Source organism: Streptomyces sp. NPDC060184 (genome assembly GCF_042728795.1).
GTDB lineage: Bacteria > Actinomycetota > Actinomycetes > Streptomycetales > Streptomycetaceae > Streptomyces.
Genome location: NZ_JBHWYX010000005.1, coordinates 186,536 through 201,251 on the forward strand (window position 1 = coordinate 186,536; position 14,716 = coordinate 201,251).

General features: G+C 72.1%; 10 protein-coding genes. 4 read left to right on the forward strand and 6 right to left on the reverse strand.

Annotated features, from left to right (window positions below; translation table 11 throughout):
* The first annotated feature begins 60 nt into the window (after window positions 1-60).
* Window positions 61-1,623, forward strand: a complete 1,563-nt coding sequence (locus ACFWEE_RS05915; RefSeq protein ID WP_386886727.1) for an LLM class flavin-dependent oxidoreductase — start codon at window positions 61-63, stop codon at window positions 1,621-1,623.
* Between the two features lie 95 nt (window positions 1,624-1,718).
* On the opposite strand, the gene ACFWEE_RS05920 is transcribed toward ACFWEE_RS05915, so the two are convergent.
* The 4 genes from ACFWEE_RS05920 to ACFWEE_RS05935 all read right to left on the reverse strand — a co-directional run bounded on the left by ACFWEE_RS05920 (window position 1,719) and on the right by ACFWEE_RS05935 (window position 6,058).
* Window positions 1,719-3,086, reverse strand: coding sequence for an NtaA/DmoA family FMN-dependent monooxygenase (locus ACFWEE_RS05920; protein ID WP_386886729.1), 1,368 nt, complete (start codon window positions 3,084-3,086; stop codon window positions 1,719-1,721).
* 10 nt (window positions 3,087-3,096) lie between these two features.
* Window positions 3,097-4,212, reverse strand: coding sequence for an LLM class flavin-dependent oxidoreductase (locus ACFWEE_RS05925; protein WP_386886731.1), 1,116 nt, complete (start codon window positions 4,210-4,212; stop codon window positions 3,097-3,099).
* A complete protein-coding gene (locus ACFWEE_RS05930) occupies window positions 4,205-5,683 on the reverse strand; it encodes an MFS transporter (protein WP_386886733.1) in 1,479 nt (492 codons plus the stop codon). Before ACFWEE_RS05930 ends, ACFWEE_RS05925 begins: the two co-directional genes overlap by 8 nt.
* A 234-nt stretch (window positions 5,684-5,917) precedes the next feature.
* Window positions 5,918-6,058 carry a putative leader peptide gene (locus ACFWEE_RS05935; RefSeq protein ID WP_386886735.1) on the reverse strand — a complete coding sequence of 47 codons (141 nt, stop codon included), beginning with the start codon at window positions 6,056-6,058 and terminating at the stop codon, window positions 5,918-5,920.
* Between the two features lie 276 nt (window positions 6,059-6,334).
* On the opposite strand from ACFWEE_RS05935, the gene ACFWEE_RS05940 reads away from it, so the two are divergent.
* Both ACFWEE_RS05940 and ACFWEE_RS05945 read left to right on the forward strand, forming a co-directional pair.
* Window positions 6,335-7,159: a DUF1684 domain-containing protein gene (locus ACFWEE_RS05940; RefSeq protein ID WP_386886737.1), complete on the forward strand. Its 825-nt coding sequence runs from the start codon at window positions 6,335-6,337 to the stop codon at window positions 7,157-7,159.
* Between the two features lie 203 nt (window positions 7,160-7,362).
* Window positions 7,363-8,388, forward strand: coding sequence for a PLP-dependent cysteine synthase family protein (locus ACFWEE_RS05945; protein ID WP_386886739.1), 1,026 nt, complete (start codon window positions 7,363-7,365; stop codon window positions 8,386-8,388).
* A 78-nt stretch (window positions 8,389-8,466) separates the two neighbouring features.
* On the opposite strand, the gene ACFWEE_RS05950 is transcribed toward ACFWEE_RS05945, so the two are convergent.
* Together ACFWEE_RS05950 and ACFWEE_RS05955 are read right to left on the reverse strand one after the other, a co-directional pair.
* The gene (locus tag ACFWEE_RS05950) at window positions 8,467-10,011 is read right to left on the reverse strand and encodes a polysaccharide lyase family 1 protein (protein ID WP_386886741.1); all 1,545 of its coding nucleotides are present in this window, start codon (window positions 10,009-10,011) and stop codon (window positions 8,467-8,469) included.
* Window positions 10,012-11,152: 1,141 nt separating this feature from the next.
* Complete coding sequence (locus ACFWEE_RS05955; protein WP_386886743.1) at window positions 11,153-12,292, reverse strand: hypothetical protein; 1,140 nt, start codon at window positions 12,290-12,292, stop codon at window positions 11,153-11,155.
* A 604-nt stretch (window positions 12,293-12,896) separates the two neighbouring features.
* On the opposite strand from ACFWEE_RS05955, the gene ACFWEE_RS05960 reads away from it, so the two are divergent.
* Complete coding sequence (locus tag ACFWEE_RS05960; protein WP_386886745.1) at window positions 12,897-14,420, forward strand: glycosyl hydrolase family 18 protein; 1,524 nt, start codon at window positions 12,897-12,899, stop codon at window positions 14,418-14,420.
* Window positions 14,421-14,716: the final 296 nt, after the last annotated feature.

Here is a 14,716-nt window from a genome sequence, read left to right on the forward strand (position 1 = left end):
CAGTCCCCGCCCTCACCCGGCCGCGTCCGGCCGGGCCGACCATCGCAACGGAGTCGTCCCATGTCCGACTACGGGCACGATCTGCTCTTCGGCGCCATCCTGGTGCCGGTGTCCGAATACCCCGACGACGCGGTCGAGCTGGCCCGGACGGCCGACTTGGCCGGGCTGGATCTGGTCAGCGTCCCGGACCACCCCTACCGTCCGGACCTGCTCGACGCCTGGGCGACGCTCGCGGTCGTCGCCGCCTCCACCGCCCGGGTGCGGGTCTTCCCCAACGTCGCCAACCTGCCGCTGCGTCCCCCCGCTGTGCTGGCCCGCACCGCCGCCGCCCTCGACCGCCTCACCGGCGGCCGGGTCGAACTGGGGCTGGGCGCGGGGGCGTACTGGGAGTCCGTCGCCGCGGACGGCGGCCCCCGCCGCACCCCGGGGGAAGCGCTCCGGGCCACCCGGGAGGCGATCGAGGTCATCCGGGCGCTCTGGAAGCCGGGCGGACGGGTCCGCCTCGAAGGCGCCCATTACGGACTCGACGGCGCCGCTTCCGGCCCCGCACCCGCACATCCGATCGGCATCTGGGTCGGGGCGATCGGCCCCCGGATGCTGGATCTGGTGGGTAAGGCGGCGGACGGGTGGCTGCCGAGCGTCCCCCATGTGCCCCCGGCCCAACTCACGGCGGGTCACCGCGCCGTCGACGAGGCCGCGGAGCGGGCGGGCCGTGATCCGGGAGCGGTGCGCCGCCTCTACAACCTCTCCCCGGGCCGGGAGGGCTTCCCGACGGGACCGCCGGGGTCCTGGCCGGAGCAGCTGGCCGCGCTGACCCTCGAACACGGCACGAGCGCCTTCCTCCTGCCCGTACGGGATCCGGGGCTGATCGAGAGGTTCGCCGCAGAGGTGGCGCCCGCGACCCGGGAGCTGGTGGCCGCCGCGCGTTCCGGCGCGGCAAGGGCACCCGGCCCCGGGCGGGAGGCCGCGTCGGCAAGGAGCCGTACGGGCGCGGCGGCGGGTACGCCGCTGGATTCCGGCACCCGGCTCTCGGTCCGGGCCACCGAGCCCCCCGGGGAGCGGCGTTCCGCCGAGCGCCCGTGGGACGAGACGGCCCGCCCCTCGGCGCCGCCCGCCGGCCCGGAAGGGCGGTACGCGGCCGGTGGGCCGGAGGCGGCCCGGAACCTCGTCGCCGCGCACGACCGGCTCCGCGCGGATCTCGACCGGCTGAGGCAGGCCGTGCACGAGGTGCGGGACGAGGCGAAGGACACCGGAGAAGTCCGCTCCGCCGTTCAGCGACTGACTGTGCGTCAGAACGTGGGGAACATCGGTGCGTTCTGCGCCTCGTACTGCCGGGTGACCACCCTGCACCACACGCGCGAGGACCAGGACCTCTTCCCCCACCTGCGGCGGGCCGATCCCCGCCTGGGTCCTGTGCTGGACCGGCTGGCCGAGGAACACCACGCCGTCCAGGGGGTGATCGACCGCCTCGACCGCGAACTGGTCGCCCATGCAGGGGGGCGCACCGACGGGAAGGAGCTGGAGGCCGTGGTGGACCTGCTCACGGATGCCCTCCTCTCCCATCTCGCCTACGAGGAGGCAGAACTGATCGAGCCGCTGGCCAGGTTCGGCGTCGGCTGGTGACCTCCGCGAGCGGCGGGCGGGGACGGGCGGGGCACGCACCGGTACGCGGTCCCGTCCGCCCCGCGCCCTTCACGGGCCGGGCGGGACCGCACCGGTCAGCCGCCGGTTGTGGGGAGCGGCGGCAGGTCGAGGTGTTCGCGCAGGGTGGTGCCCCGGTACTCGGTGCGGTAGACGCCCCGTTCCTGGAGTTCCGGGACGAGCTTGTCGACGATGTCCGTGACGGAGGCCGGAAGCAGGTGCGGCAGGAGGTTGAAGCCGTCCGCCACGCCCTCGCGCACGTACCGGCTCCACTCGTCGGCGATCGACGCGGGGGTGCCGACGAAGGACGGATGACCCGGTGACACCTCCGTTACCAACTCGCGTATGGAAAGCCCCCGTTCGGCGGCGGTCTCGCGCCACTTGCGGATGGTGGCGAGCTTGCCGCTGCGCTGCTCGACGGCGAGGGTGCCCCGGGAGGGGTCGAGCTCCTGGTCGCTCGGCTCGATGTCGGGCAGCGGGCCGTCGGGGTCGTAGCCGGAGAGGTCGGTGCCCCAGTACTGCTCCAGGAAGGCGATCGAGCGGGGGCCGTTGACCTGTTCGCCGCGTACCCAGCGGGCCTTCTCCTCCGCGTCGGCCGGGGTGTCGCCGATGACGACGCTGGCGCCCGGCAGGATGCGCAGTGCGTCGGGGGTACGGCCGTGCCGGGCCAGCCGTTCGCGGAGGTCGGCGGCGTAGGCGGTGGCCTTGCCGAACTCGGTGTTGGCGGAGAACACCACGTCGGCGTGGCGGGCGGCGAGTTCACGGCCGCCGGGCGAGTCCCCGGCCTGGAAGAGGACCGGCCGGCCCTGGCGGCTGCCCGGCACGGTGGCGGTGGCCCGGAGCCTCACGAGGTCGGTGTCGCGTTCGACCGGGCCGATGGCACCGGGCGCGGCCCAGTGCCCGGCGCTCCCGTCCCGCGCGATCGCCTCGGGCGACCAGGAGGACCAGAGCTCCTTCGCCGCCTCGACGAACTGTTCGGCGCGCTCGTAGCGGCGTTCGTGCTCCAGCCAGCCGCCGTGCCGGAAGTTGGCTCCGGTCCAGGCGTTGTCGGTGGTGACGATGTTCCATCCGGCACGGCCCTCGGAGAGCAAATCGAGGCTCGCCAGGCGCCGGGCCAGGTCGGCCGGGTAGTTGTAGGTGGTGTTCTGGGTGGCCACCAGTCCGATGCGGGTCGTGACGGCCGCGAGCGCGGACAGCTGGGTGATCGCGTCGGGCCGTCCGGCGACGTCCAGGTCGAAGACGCGGCCCCGGTTCTCCCGTACGCGCAGCCCTTCCCCCAGGAAGAACGCGTCGAACAGGCCGCGTTCGAGGATCCGCGCGATCTCGACGAAGGTCTCGATCGCGGTGTGCGAGGGGGCGTCGGGCTCGGACCAGATCAGCTGGGGTCCCACTCCGGTGTAGAACACGCCGAGGTGGAGCTGGGGTCGGGGGTTTCGTGCGGTCATGTCGGTCACCTCAGGCGTTCGTGGCCGCCGGGGCGGCGGCGAACCGGTTGGCGGGGCGGGGAAGGCCGAGCGTGTCGCGCAGAGTGTCGCCGGCGCGCGGTACGGGCCGCTCCCCGGTCTCCTTGAGGGCCGGCAGCACCCGGTCGGTCAGGACCGGCAGATCGACGGCGAGCACGGCCGGGTGCAGCCTGACCCCGTCGACCACGGCGGACAGTCCGCGCAGCAGACCTACCAGGGCCTCGGGCGAGCCGACGTGGCGCAGCCGCCCGGTCCCGGGCCACGGGGCCGCCTCGTCCAGGGCGGCGAGCCGGTCGGCCGCCGGGGCGTCCGCGTCGAGGACCACCTCCACCTCGGCGAACACCAACGGCGCTCCGGCCTCCTTGGCGGTCTTCGCGCGTTCCGCGATCCCGGGGAGGCCGGGCCGGCCGACGAGCACGACGTCGGCGCGGGCGTCCGCGTCCAGCTCGTCCGGCACCAGCACGACGAGTCCGCCCTGCGGGGGGCGCGGGGTGATCAGGGGGCCCTTGACCGAGAAGGAGGCGCCCTCGAAGTCGACGGGGTGCACTCGGTCGGCGTCGAGGAAGCGCCCGGTCGCCCGGTCCTTGATGACCGCGTCGTCCTCCCAGGAGTCCCACAGCAGCCGGGCGGTGTCGATGACGTCGGCGGTCTCGCGGGCCAGCTCGGCGGGGGAACGTACCGGCTCGCCGACGGTGGCGGCGTCGTCCGCGCCGTTCGCCGCACCGACGACCCAGGCGCCCCGGCCGTGCGAGGCGTGGTCCAGGCCGGCGAGCTGGGTGGCGAGGTGGAACGGTTCCGTGGTGGTGACGTGCAGGGTGGGCGCGAGGCCGATGCGGTCGGTCAGCGGTGCGACGTACGCGGCGCGGGTCCCGGCCTCCACCCTGCCGGCCGGGCCGCCGGGCGCGCCGGGCGGCAGGGGCGAGTCCGCGAAGGTGACGAGGGCGAAGCCCGCGTTCTCGGCCGCGGTCACCACGTCCCGAAGGGCTTGCGGGCCGAGGACGGCGCCCGGCGGACGTCCCGAGTGCCGCCAGGACGCGGGGTGGGCGCCGTCGCCGTCCGCTTCGAGGGCGAGGTGCAGGCCGAGGGGCCCTGTGGGGTGATCAGTCATGAGGATGGTCTCCGGTCGACGGGGTTCTGGGGACGCACGGGTCGGTGTGCGCGGACGAGAGGGACGGAGCCGGTTCCCGGGACGGCGGGGAACCGCTGCGGGTACGGGCGCGGGTACGGGCGCGGAGGGAGGCGGCGGCCGGACCGGCCGCGACCCACGCCCGGGAGGCCCGGCCCGGAGCGGTGGTTCCCCGCCGTCGGGAGAGCAGCAGTGCCACCGCGAGAGCGGAGAGCACGGCGACCGCGGCTCCCGAGGCGAGCCCCCAGCGCACCCCGGCGTGCTGGGCGACCCAGCCGATCGCGGGGCCGCCGATCGGGGCGCCGCCCATCGAGACGACGGTGTAGATGGCCATCACCCGGCCGCGCATGGCGTCGGTGACCTCCGACTGGACGAAGGCGCTGACCGCGGTGTTGAGAGTCATCAGGGCGAATCCGGTGGGCAGCAGCAGGAGCAGGAAGGCGGGGTAGGAGGGCATGAGCGCGGCCACCGCCTCACTCACGCCGAACAGGACGGCGCCGACGACCACGGTCCGTACCCGGGCCGCGGCGCGGCGGGTCGCGGCGAGCGTCCCGGCGACGGTGCCCACGGACAGCGCGGTCGACATGAAGCCGAGGCCGCTGGAGCCGACGTCGAAGACCCGGCCGGCGAACAGGGTCAGGGTGGTGGGGAAGTTCACCGCGAAGGTGGCCACCAGGCCGAAGAGGGCCAGCACCCCGGCGAGTTCGGGGCGGGCGGCGACGTAGCGCAGGCCCTCGGCGCCCGCGCCCGTCCACCGCGCACGCCTGACGGGTTCCGGCTCGGCCACCGGTCCCCGCCCGCCCGGCGCTCCGGCCCCGAAGGCACCGGGCGTGGGCGTGGGCGTAAGCGGGGGCGTGCGGGGGCGGATCGTCAGCAGCCCCAGGGTCACGGCCGCGAAGGAGACGGCGTTCACCGCGAACACCCCGCCCGGACCGACGAGTCCGATCAGCACGCCGGCGATCGCGGGTCCGGTCAGGCGGGCCGCGTTGAGGGACAGGATGTTGAGTCCGGCCGCGTTCGGGATCAGCGAGGGGCCGACCAGCTCCGTGACGAAGGAGAGCCGTGCGGGGTTCTCCACGGTGAACACGCAGCCGAGGCCGAACGACAGCAGATAGACCGACCAGAGGGGCGCGTGACCGGAGCGCACGGCGGCCGTGAGGACGACCGCCTGGATCGCGTACAGGGACTGCGCCCACAGCAGGAGGGCCCGACGGTCGTACCGGTCGGCGAGCACTCCGCCCCACAGGCCGAACAGCAGGACCGGGGCGAACTGGAGACCGGCCGCCCAGCCGACCGCCGTTCCACTGTGCGTGAGGTCGAAGACGAACCAGTCCAGGGCCACGCCCTGCATCGCGGAGCCGATGTTGGAGACCAGGCCGGTACTCCAGTAGATCCGGTAGTCGCGGACGCGCAGCGCGGTGAACACCCCTGTTCGTGCGGTGTTCCTGGGCACCGTGATCCTCTCGTTCGGGGCGCGCGGGCAGCCGGGCGCGGCGGTCACGCTTTCGCGTGAGCACGACAGAAGGTGACGGATCGTCACCGAGCAGGGTGAGGGAGCCGCGCGGGAGCGGACGCGGAGGAGCTCAGCCCTCGGCCCGGGACCTCGCGGTGGGCGGACGTACGAGGAGGAGCGGACGCGCGTTCGGCGGCGGCGCGGTGTCCGTGTGCGGGAGCGGAGGGAGCGCGCTCAGTGGCGCGGGGCGGTGTCCGTACACAGCGCGCTGCTCACCCTGAGCAGATCGACGTGGCGCCGGACGACGCGGAACGCGAACGACCCGCCGTGGTGCGGAAGACGACTGCCGTGCTCGCTGAAGGGTCGCGCCCGCACGCCGGTCACCTCGCACTCTTCGGGTCGGTCGGCGGTCCGGTCCCGGCCGCCGATGCGCCGGATCACCACGTCGGTACACGGATGATCTCGTTGCAGGCTAACCCCTGGAGGATCGTCGGACAATGCCGCCCGGGAGGGCCGCTTCCGTGCGCGAAATCCGTTCATGCGGCGTTCACAGCATCCGGGAATGAAGCGCGCGCCGAGCGCGGTTGCGCTCTGGAGAACCGCACGGCCGCCCCGTCGGCCCTATCCGCCACCCGGCACGAGGGAGTGCGCATGACCGTCCCGCAGACCGACCCCGAGACGTTCGCCAAGGAGTGGGAAGCATGGCACCGCGAGAAGGAGGAGCAGCTGGCCGGACCGCACGGGTTCCTCGCGATCACGAGCCTGCGCTGGCTGGGTTCCGAGCCGGAACGCTTCGAGGACGCCCCGGGCGCCTGGTCCACCTCGGCCGAGGGCGTGGTGGTGGAGCTGGCGGACGGTGAGGAACTGACCGTCGACGGAGTGACGGTGACGGGCCGTCATTCCTTCGGCGTGATCGCCGAACGCGACAGCCTGTACCCGGCGTTCGGCGATGCGGTGATCGAGGTCGCCAAGCGCGGCGGGCACGACATCGTGCGCCCCCGCCACCCGGAGAACGCCCTGCGCACCGCGTTCACCGGCACTCCCGCCTACGCGCCCGCCCCGCAGTGGGTCCGTCCCGGCAGGTTCCTCCCCTTCGAGGAGCCGCGTCCGGTGACGGTCGGCGCGGCCGTCGAGGGTCTGGAGCACGTCTACGACTCCCCCGGCCAGGTCGAGTTCGAGGTGGACGGCGAGACGTACCGGCTCACGACGTTCAACGGCAAGCGTCCCGGATCGCTGATGGCGCTGTTCACGGACCGCACTTCCGGCGTGACGACGTATGCGGCGAACCGCTCCGTCCAGATCGGGGCTCCGGACGAACAGGGCGCCGTGCGCATCGACTTCAACCGTGCCGCCAACCTCCCCTGCGCCTACACCGACCTGGCCACCTGCCCGCTGCCGCCCGGGGAGAACCGTCTCCCGGTCGCGGTCGAGGCCGGTGAGCGCATCCCTCTGGAACGCGGCGGGCCGGCCGCCTGATGCCCCGCCCGCCCCGCCAAGATCTCCTTCTCCTCGCGGTTTCCGGGCCGGTACGTCCGGGGGCGTCGCCGACGGGTGGCGCCCCCGCGCGCGAAAGAGCCGCGGCACGGCGCGGGAGCTCCGGCGCGGCGTGCCGCGCGTCGTCCGCGCCTTCCCGGATCATCCGGTGGCATCAGCTTCAGCAGACGCAGGGAGTACCGCACATGGACGTCCACGCCTCACTGGCCGACGCGGTCGGCAACACCCCGCTGGTGCGCCTCAACCGCGTCACCGGCCCGGCCCTCGCACCGGTCTACGCGAAACTGGAGTACGTCAATCCCGGCGGGAGCGTGAAGGACCGCATCGCGCTCTCCATGGTCGAAGCGGCCGAGAAGCAGGGGCTGCTGGGGCCCGGCGGAACCATTGTCGAGGGCACGTCGGGCAATACCGGGGTCGGCCTGGCCATGGTCGCCGCGCAGCGGGGCTACCGGTGCGTGTTCGCGGTCCCGGACAAGAGCAGCGCGGAGAAGATCGCCGTGCTGCGGGCGTACGGCGCCGAGGTCGTCGTCTGCCCGGGCGACGTGCCGCGTGAGCATCCCGGGCACGTGCACGCCACGGCCGTCCGGATCGCCGCCGGGACTCCGGGCGGCTGGCTGGCGAACCAGTACGACAACCCGGCCAATCCGCAGGCGCATTACCGTACGACCGGGCCGGAGATCTGGCGGCAGACGGAGGGCCGGATCACCCATCTGGTCTGCGGGGTCGGCACCGGCGGCACCATCACGGGGACCGGCGAGTACCTCAAGGAGGTCAGCGGCGGGAGGGTGACCGTGGTGGGCGCCGACCCGGAGGCGTCGGTCTACTCGGGTGGCGACGGCGGCCCGTACCACGTGGAGAGCATCGGCCACTTCCGCCACCCGGAGACGGTGGACGACAGCTGGCCCGAGTCCTTCCACCCCTCGGTGGTCGACCGGTACGAGCGGATCAGCGACCGGGACTCGCTGCTGACCGCCCGGCGCCTGGCCCGGGAGGAGGGGCTGCTGGTCGGCGGCTCCGCCGGTACGGCGGTGGCCGGCGCCCTGCGGGTGGCGGCCGGTCTCGGTCCGGACGACCTGGTGGTCGTCCTGTTGCCGGACTCCGGCCGCAACTACCTCTCCAAGGTCTTCGACGACGACTGGCTGCGGCAGCTCGGCCTGCCGGAGGACGACGGGGCGCCCGCCGACGCGCGGACGATCCCGTCCCAGGGCTGAGCCGCGGCCACCGGCGGAAAAGCCGGTGGGGGCCGGGGCCGTCGCGTTCGACGGCCGCGGCCCCCACCGCTGCCTCGGTCAGGCGTACGTCTCGAACTCGGCGACCTTCGGGGTGCCGCTGGAGCTGGTGATCTCGAAGGTGACCTTGCGCAGCGAGGTCGAGGCGAACGAGATGGTGCCCGCTCCGCTGCCGGAGGTCAGGACCGCGCCGGTGTCACCGTTGAGGACCCGCCACGAGCCGATGCTGGAGCCGGACGCCTCGCGGATGTTGATCTTGGAGACCGTGGTCGCGGCGTCCCACTTCACCGAGACGGAGCCCGTCGATCCGGAGGGCGACCAGTAGGTGCTCAGGTTGCCGTCCTTGACGTTGCCGTAGCTGGTTCCGCTCGCCTTGCTGGAGCCGTCGGCGCCCCCGGAGAGGCTGAGGTTGGTGCCGCTGGGCTGCGTCGGTCCGGTGGTCGGCGTCGGCGTGGTGGGGCTCGGCGTGGACGTGGTCGGCTCGGCGGTCGGGGTGGTCGCCGTGCAGTTGCCGTCCGAGACCTGGAGGCCCTTGTTGGCGCCGGCCGTCTGGGTCACGATGCTCGGCACGCAGCTGGCCGCGTCGAGGCTGTAGGAGTACGGGATGCTGACCGTGGTGTTGGAGGTGGGGTTGGGCCCGGCCGGGTTGTTGTCGGAGGCGTGGGCGGACCAGGTCACGTTGTCGAAGGTGTTGCCGCTCACCTGCCAGTATCCGGCCGCGTCGGTGTAGAAGGTGCCCAGGACGTCCTTGGAGTCCTTGAAGTAGTTGTTGTCCACCTTCGCCTTGGCCCCGGCGCGGGAGTTGATGCCCGACTCGTTGAGGTTGACGTAGTAGTTGTTGTAGATGTGCGCGATGCCGCCACGCAGCAGCGGGGTGCGGGAGTCGAGGTTCTGGTACAGGTTGTGGTGGAACGTGATGAAGCCGTTGGAGAGTTCGGTCTCGCTGGACCCGATGAGGCCGCCTCGCCCGGAGTTGCGCAGGATGCTGTAGGACAGCGTCACGTACTGCGTGTTGTCCTTCATGTCGAAGAGGCCGTCGAACCCTTCGGCCTCGCCGCCCGAGGCCTCCAGGGTGGAGTGGTCGACCCAGATGTTGCGGACGTCGCTCTCCATGCCGATGGCGTCGCCTCCGTTGGAGGTGGGCGAGCCGGACTTCTTGACGTTCTTGACCGTCACGTTCTGGATGATGATGTTGCTGGACTCGCGTATGTGGATGCCCAGTTGGTCGAAGACGGCGCCGCTTCCCACGCCGACGAGCGTGACGTTGCTGATCTGCTTGAGCTCGATCACGCCGGCCGCGGTGTTGCAGCTGTCGCCCGACACCTTGGCGGTGTTGGCGTGGTTGATCGTCCCCTCCACCTGGATGGTGATCGGGGTGCTGCTGGTGGCGCGACCGCACAGGGCCTGGTGGATCTCGGTACCCGTCGTCGCTTTCACGACCTGTCCGCCGGCCCCGCCGGTGGTACCGCCGTTCTGGGTCGCGTAGCCGGTGACGCCGCCGGTCGCGGCCGATGCCGAGGGCATCGACACGATGACACCGGTCGCCGCCGCCAGGGCCGCCGTGGCCACTGCCGCGGAGAGTCGCAGTGCGACTGCTTTCCTCATGCTCGTCTCTCCCTGTTCGTCTTCGAATACGGGGTTGAGCGAATGACATGTTCATGCCATTCATGAAGCCGTGCCGAGCCCGCCGACACACACCGGTTACGTTCCGACCACCCCTGGCGCGCGGGCTCGATCGCGCCGGTCGGATCGAGTCGGCCGTTCTGCCGCGACCCACAAGCCTGCGCCGTCGGCGGCACCGGCCACGGGGTCTCCGCGTCCGCACCACCGCCCACTCCCGCCGGTCGCGCCGCGCCGGGGGCGAGGACACCACCCGGTGGACCGCCGCCGGGAAGTTCCGACGGCATGACCGGCCACCCGCTACAGGACGTCGTCGCCGCCAGAACCGCGACGGACGGCGTGACGGGCATCGATCATGGCGTACACCCTTCACTCCGCGGCGCGGCGACGTCCCCGATGCGGCACCGTTCCGGATCGGTGGCGGCTCGCCTGCGAAGTCTCCTGCGGATGAGGGGACTTCACGTTCACCGGTGCGGGGCCCTGGAGGGGGAAAGCGCTTTCTGAACGTGAGGATAGGGCGGCCGTCGCGAGGCTGGCAAGGTTCTGGACACGCACGGAATGGGCGCCACCGCGACGCGCGACCACGGCCGCCCCGTCCGGCGGGCCCGCAGAAAGCCGTCCCGCACCGCGAACAAGGTTCACAAACCTGAACGCGTACGCGGCTCCAGCCGATCTTCCCCGGGGAGGTGATGGATGAGATACCCGCAGCTCATGACCGCACACCGAAGGCCCCACCCGAAGGGATACGACACCACGTCCGGCGGCCGGGATCAACGCCTCCGCACCGCCCGTTGGACACGGGGAAGACCGCGCGGAATCAGCCGTCCGAAGATCCGGGCCCTCGACGAATTTTCCCCGGCACGTACGGGAGGGCACGCCGGCCGTCACCCGGAACACCACCCGGAACGCCGCGCAAGGGCCCGTCGATTCGTCCGCCCGCCCCGGCCCGTGGAAAGCGCGCACCCCGCGAGCGACCCGCTTCCGGCGCCGCCGTCGAGGACTCCCCCGCCGCGCCCACGCTCCGGCACCCACCGCCGTGTCCGGGGACCACGGGGGAGTACACGCACACGCACGACGTCGGTCCCGGGAGCCCGACCGCTCCCGGGACCGACTCGTGGCTACGGCGTCAGAACGCCGAGGTGTACGCGGCGAAGAACGGCGCCTTCACCGGAGTCCCGCCGGGGCCGAAGCAGTTGACGGGGAGCTGCACGGTGCCGCCCGACCTGACCCACGGGGCGTACAGGCCGCAGTATCCCGGCCCGCTGCCGTAGGCGGTGGCGTGCGCGGTGTCCGAGGGGACCGCGACCGACGGCAGGGTGACGACGAAGGGCGCACCCGAGCCGCCGAGGGTGTTGGTGGCGCCGCTGGAGTTGTAGTTGGTGAGCGCGGGCAGCGACCCGTTGTACCAGAGGTAGCCGAACGACTTCGGCGGGAAGGCCGACCCGTGGACCGCCCGCAGGTAGGAGTAGCTCAGCGTCCACTGGGTGTCGTACGGGGCGTCCGAGGCGTCGTAGCAGGCGACCACTGCCGTCTGCCCGGTGGCGCCCGGCGCCCAGTCGGACACCTTGCAGTGCGCCCCCTGCTGCGGATCGACCGCGGTGACCTGGAAGTCGCCCGCGTAGCCGGAGAGTCCGAGCCCGGGGAGCCATGCCTTCCAGATGCCGGTCGAGCCCTTGCTCACCGAGTTCACGGCGGTGGTGGAGTTGTACTGGGTGAGCACCGTGCCGCCGCTGTCGGAGTAGATGTAGCCGTACGACCCGGTCGGCGTGGCGGGCGTGCCGCTGCTGGAGGTGTACAGGACGGTGAAGGTGGAGTTGTCCGGTGCGCCGCTCGGGAGATAGCAGTTCACGAACACGTCCTCACCGGAACCCACCTGCTTCCAGTAGGCGATCTGGCACCAGTGGGCAGTGCTGTTGACCGCGGTGGCGTGGGCGATCCCGCCCGCGCCGCCGATCAGCGGGAAGTGCGCCACGTACGAGCCGAGGCCGAGCTGGTCGACCTTGACGGGGTTGGCCGACGGAGAGGTCCAGCTGCCCCACTGGCGGGTGGGGTCGGGCACGTAGCCGGAGGGCGGCGTCGGGTTGTCCAGGTAGGCGAACCCCCAGCGGTCGGGGACGGCGGCCTGTGCGGCTCCCGCGGTCGGGAGGGCCGCCGCCAAGAGGGCGGCCAGCATCCCCATGATGAGCAGAACGGCTCGGACGGGTCCGTTCGCCGTGGCGGCGGTGTGGACGCGTCTGCGCTTCGGTGCTGCGGTGCGGACGTGCATGGGCGTACCCCCTGTGGGTGAGGTCGGTGTTGCCTGCGCGGTCCGTGCTGTGGCTCGGGCGGGCGTACGCCGGCGCGTCGCCGCGAACGCGGCACGGTTCGGCCCGTCGGCGTACGGACGGTGCGTCACCCGCTCGAAGCCCGGCGCTCAAGGTGCCAGAAGAACGGTTCGCCGCAGCCTTGCCGCGTCGGCCGTTCTGGGCACCCGCGCATCCGCCCCAGGGGCCCCGCAGACCCCTCCCCCATCACGGGCCGCCGTGCGCGCCGCGCGTGCGGGCCGATTGCGGGTGGCCTCACGTCGCACGTCTCGCCTCCCGCCCCATCCCGCTCTCCGAGCACCACGGCCCGCCGTGGCCGGAACGGACACATCGGTCCCGAACCAGTCTCCACGACGTCCAAGTTGGCCAAATGCCGGTAAAAACGCGGTCGAGTGGTCCAGTCCACCGCGCACCTCCCACCAGCGGAAAACGCCACCCGAGAGCGATTGGTCCACTCCCGGCTTGGTCCAGACCATTGACGTGCATCTGCCACCGCCGATTCCATGCACCATGCCGCTACCGGAAGGCAGTCGGCGGCTCCTCCCCTCCTCCACAGCTGGGACATCCATGAGACTCACGCGCTCGTTCCGCACGGTCGTCACCGCCACGGTCACGGCGGTGGCCGCCGCAGGCCTCACGCTGCTCGGGGGGCCCGCCCAGGCGGCGACGCCTCTCCCCTCCCACGTGTTCGCCCCGTTCTTCGAGACCTGGACCGGCGACAGCCCCGCCGCGCTCGCGGCGCAGTCGGGCACCAAGCACCTCACCATGGCCTTCCTCCAGACCGCCACGCCCGGTTCCTGTACGCCGTACTGGAGCGGGGACACCGGGATGCCGATCGCGGCGTCCTCGTTCGGCAGCGACATCAAGACCATGCAGGCAGCCGGTGGCGACGTCATCCCGTCGTTCGGCGGGTACGCGGCCGACACCACGGGTACCGAGATCGCGGAGAGCTGCACCGACGTCAACCAGATCGCGGCGGCCTACGAGAAGGTCATCACCACGTACGACGTGACCCGCCTCGACATGGACGTCGAGGTCGACTCGCTGAGCAACACCGCGGGCATCGACCGCCGGAACAAGGCCATCAAGATCCTCCAGGACTGGGCCGCCGCCAACGGGCGCAAGGTCGAGATCTCCTACACCCTGCCGACCACCACCTCGGGCCTGGAATCCAACGCGCTCGCCGTCCTGCAGAACGCGGTCAAGAACGGGGCGCGCGTCGACGTCGCGAACCTCATGACGTTCGACTACTACGACAACGCCACACACAACATGGCGAACGACACCCAGACCGCGGCCCAGGGGCTCGTCAACCAGCTCGCGACGCTCTACCCCAGCAAGACCTCGGCCCAGCTGTGGAACATGGTCGGCATCACGGAGATGCCCGGGGTCGACGACTTCGGCCCGGCGGAGACCTTCACCCTCGCCAACGCCACCCAGGTCTACAACTGGGCCGTCTCGAAGGGCATCAACTTCCTGTCCTTCTGGGCGCTCCAGCGTGACAACGGGAGCTGCCCCGGCGGCGCCGCCGCGGACGGCTGCTCCGGAATCCAGCAGAACACCTGGGACTTCTCCCACATCTTCTCGCCCTTCACCGGGGGCACCACCACGACCCCGGCCAACGACTTCTCCCTGAGTGCCACCCCGGCCTCCGGCTCGGTGACCGCGGGCGGCTCGGTCACCAGCTCGGTGAAGACGGCGGTGACCGCGGGCTCGGCGCAGACGGTCGGCCTCAAGGTCACCGGCGCCCCGGCGGGCGTGACCGCTTCGCTCAGCCCCACCTCCGTGACGGCGGGCGGCAGTTCGACCCTCACCCTGGCGACGACCTCGGCCGCCGCCTCGGGCACGTACACGATCACCGTGACCGGCACCGGCGCGTCCGGGAGCCACACCGCGACCTACTCACTGAAGATCACCGGCGGTGCGACGACCGCGTGCACGGCCGCCCCGTGGGCCGCGGCCTCGATCTACACCGGCGGCCAGACGGTCTCGTACCAGGGCCACACCTGGAAGGCCCAGTGGTGGACCCAGGGCGAGGTGCCCGGCACCACGGGGCAGTGGGGCGTGTGGGTGGACCTCGGCGCCTGCTGAAGGGGCGGGCGATCGCTCCTCCCGAGCTCACGGGCTCTGAGGGTTCCTGATTCCTGAGGCCCCGGGCGCGCTCGAACAGATCCGGACAGGGTCGGCAGCATGTCTGCCGGCCCTGTTTCCTTTGTGTTCCTTCAGAAGTCCGAGGAAACAGTCGGCCAGAAGAAGTCTTGTACCCGCCGGACTCCCGGGGCAAGGTTGAGTGGTTGTCTCCTCCGTTTCACGGAAGGGACCCAACAGCCACCCAGCAGGGCTTTGTTAGGTGGTGTCCGCCGAAATTCACATCCGGACATCCGAGC

Bases quoted from the DNA above. Each gene is read 5' to 3' on its own strand.
- ACFWEE_RS05920 (WP_386886729.1), bottom strand. From the start codon at position 3,086: ATGACCGCACGAAACCCCCGACCCCAGCTCCACCTCGGCGTGTTCTAC.
- ACFWEE_RS05945 (WP_386886739.1), top strand. From the start codon at position 7,363: ATGGACGTCCACGCCTCACTGGCCGACGCGGTCGGCAACACCCCGCTG.
- ACFWEE_RS05950 (WP_386886741.1), bottom strand. From the start codon at position 10,011: ATGAGGAAAGCAGTCGCACTGCGACTCTCCGCGGCAGTGGCCACGGCG.
- ACFWEE_RS05915 (WP_386886727.1), top strand. From the start codon at position 61: ATGTCCGACTACGGGCACGATCTGCTCTTCGGCGCCATCCTGGTGCCG.
- ACFWEE_RS05955 (WP_386886743.1), bottom strand. From the start codon at position 12,292: ATGCACGTCCGCACCGCAGCACCGAAGCGCAGACGCGTCCACACCGCC.
- ACFWEE_RS05940 (WP_386886737.1), top strand. From the start codon at position 6,335: ATGACCGTCCCGCAGACCGACCCCGAGACGTTCGCCAAGGAGTGGGAA.
- ACFWEE_RS05925 (WP_386886731.1), bottom strand. From the start codon at position 4,212: ATGACTGATCACCCCACAGGGCCCCTCGGCCTGCACCTCGCCCTCGAA.
- ACFWEE_RS05960 (WP_386886745.1), top strand. From the start codon at position 12,897: ATGAGACTCACGCGCTCGTTCCGCACGGTCGTCACCGCCACGGTCACG.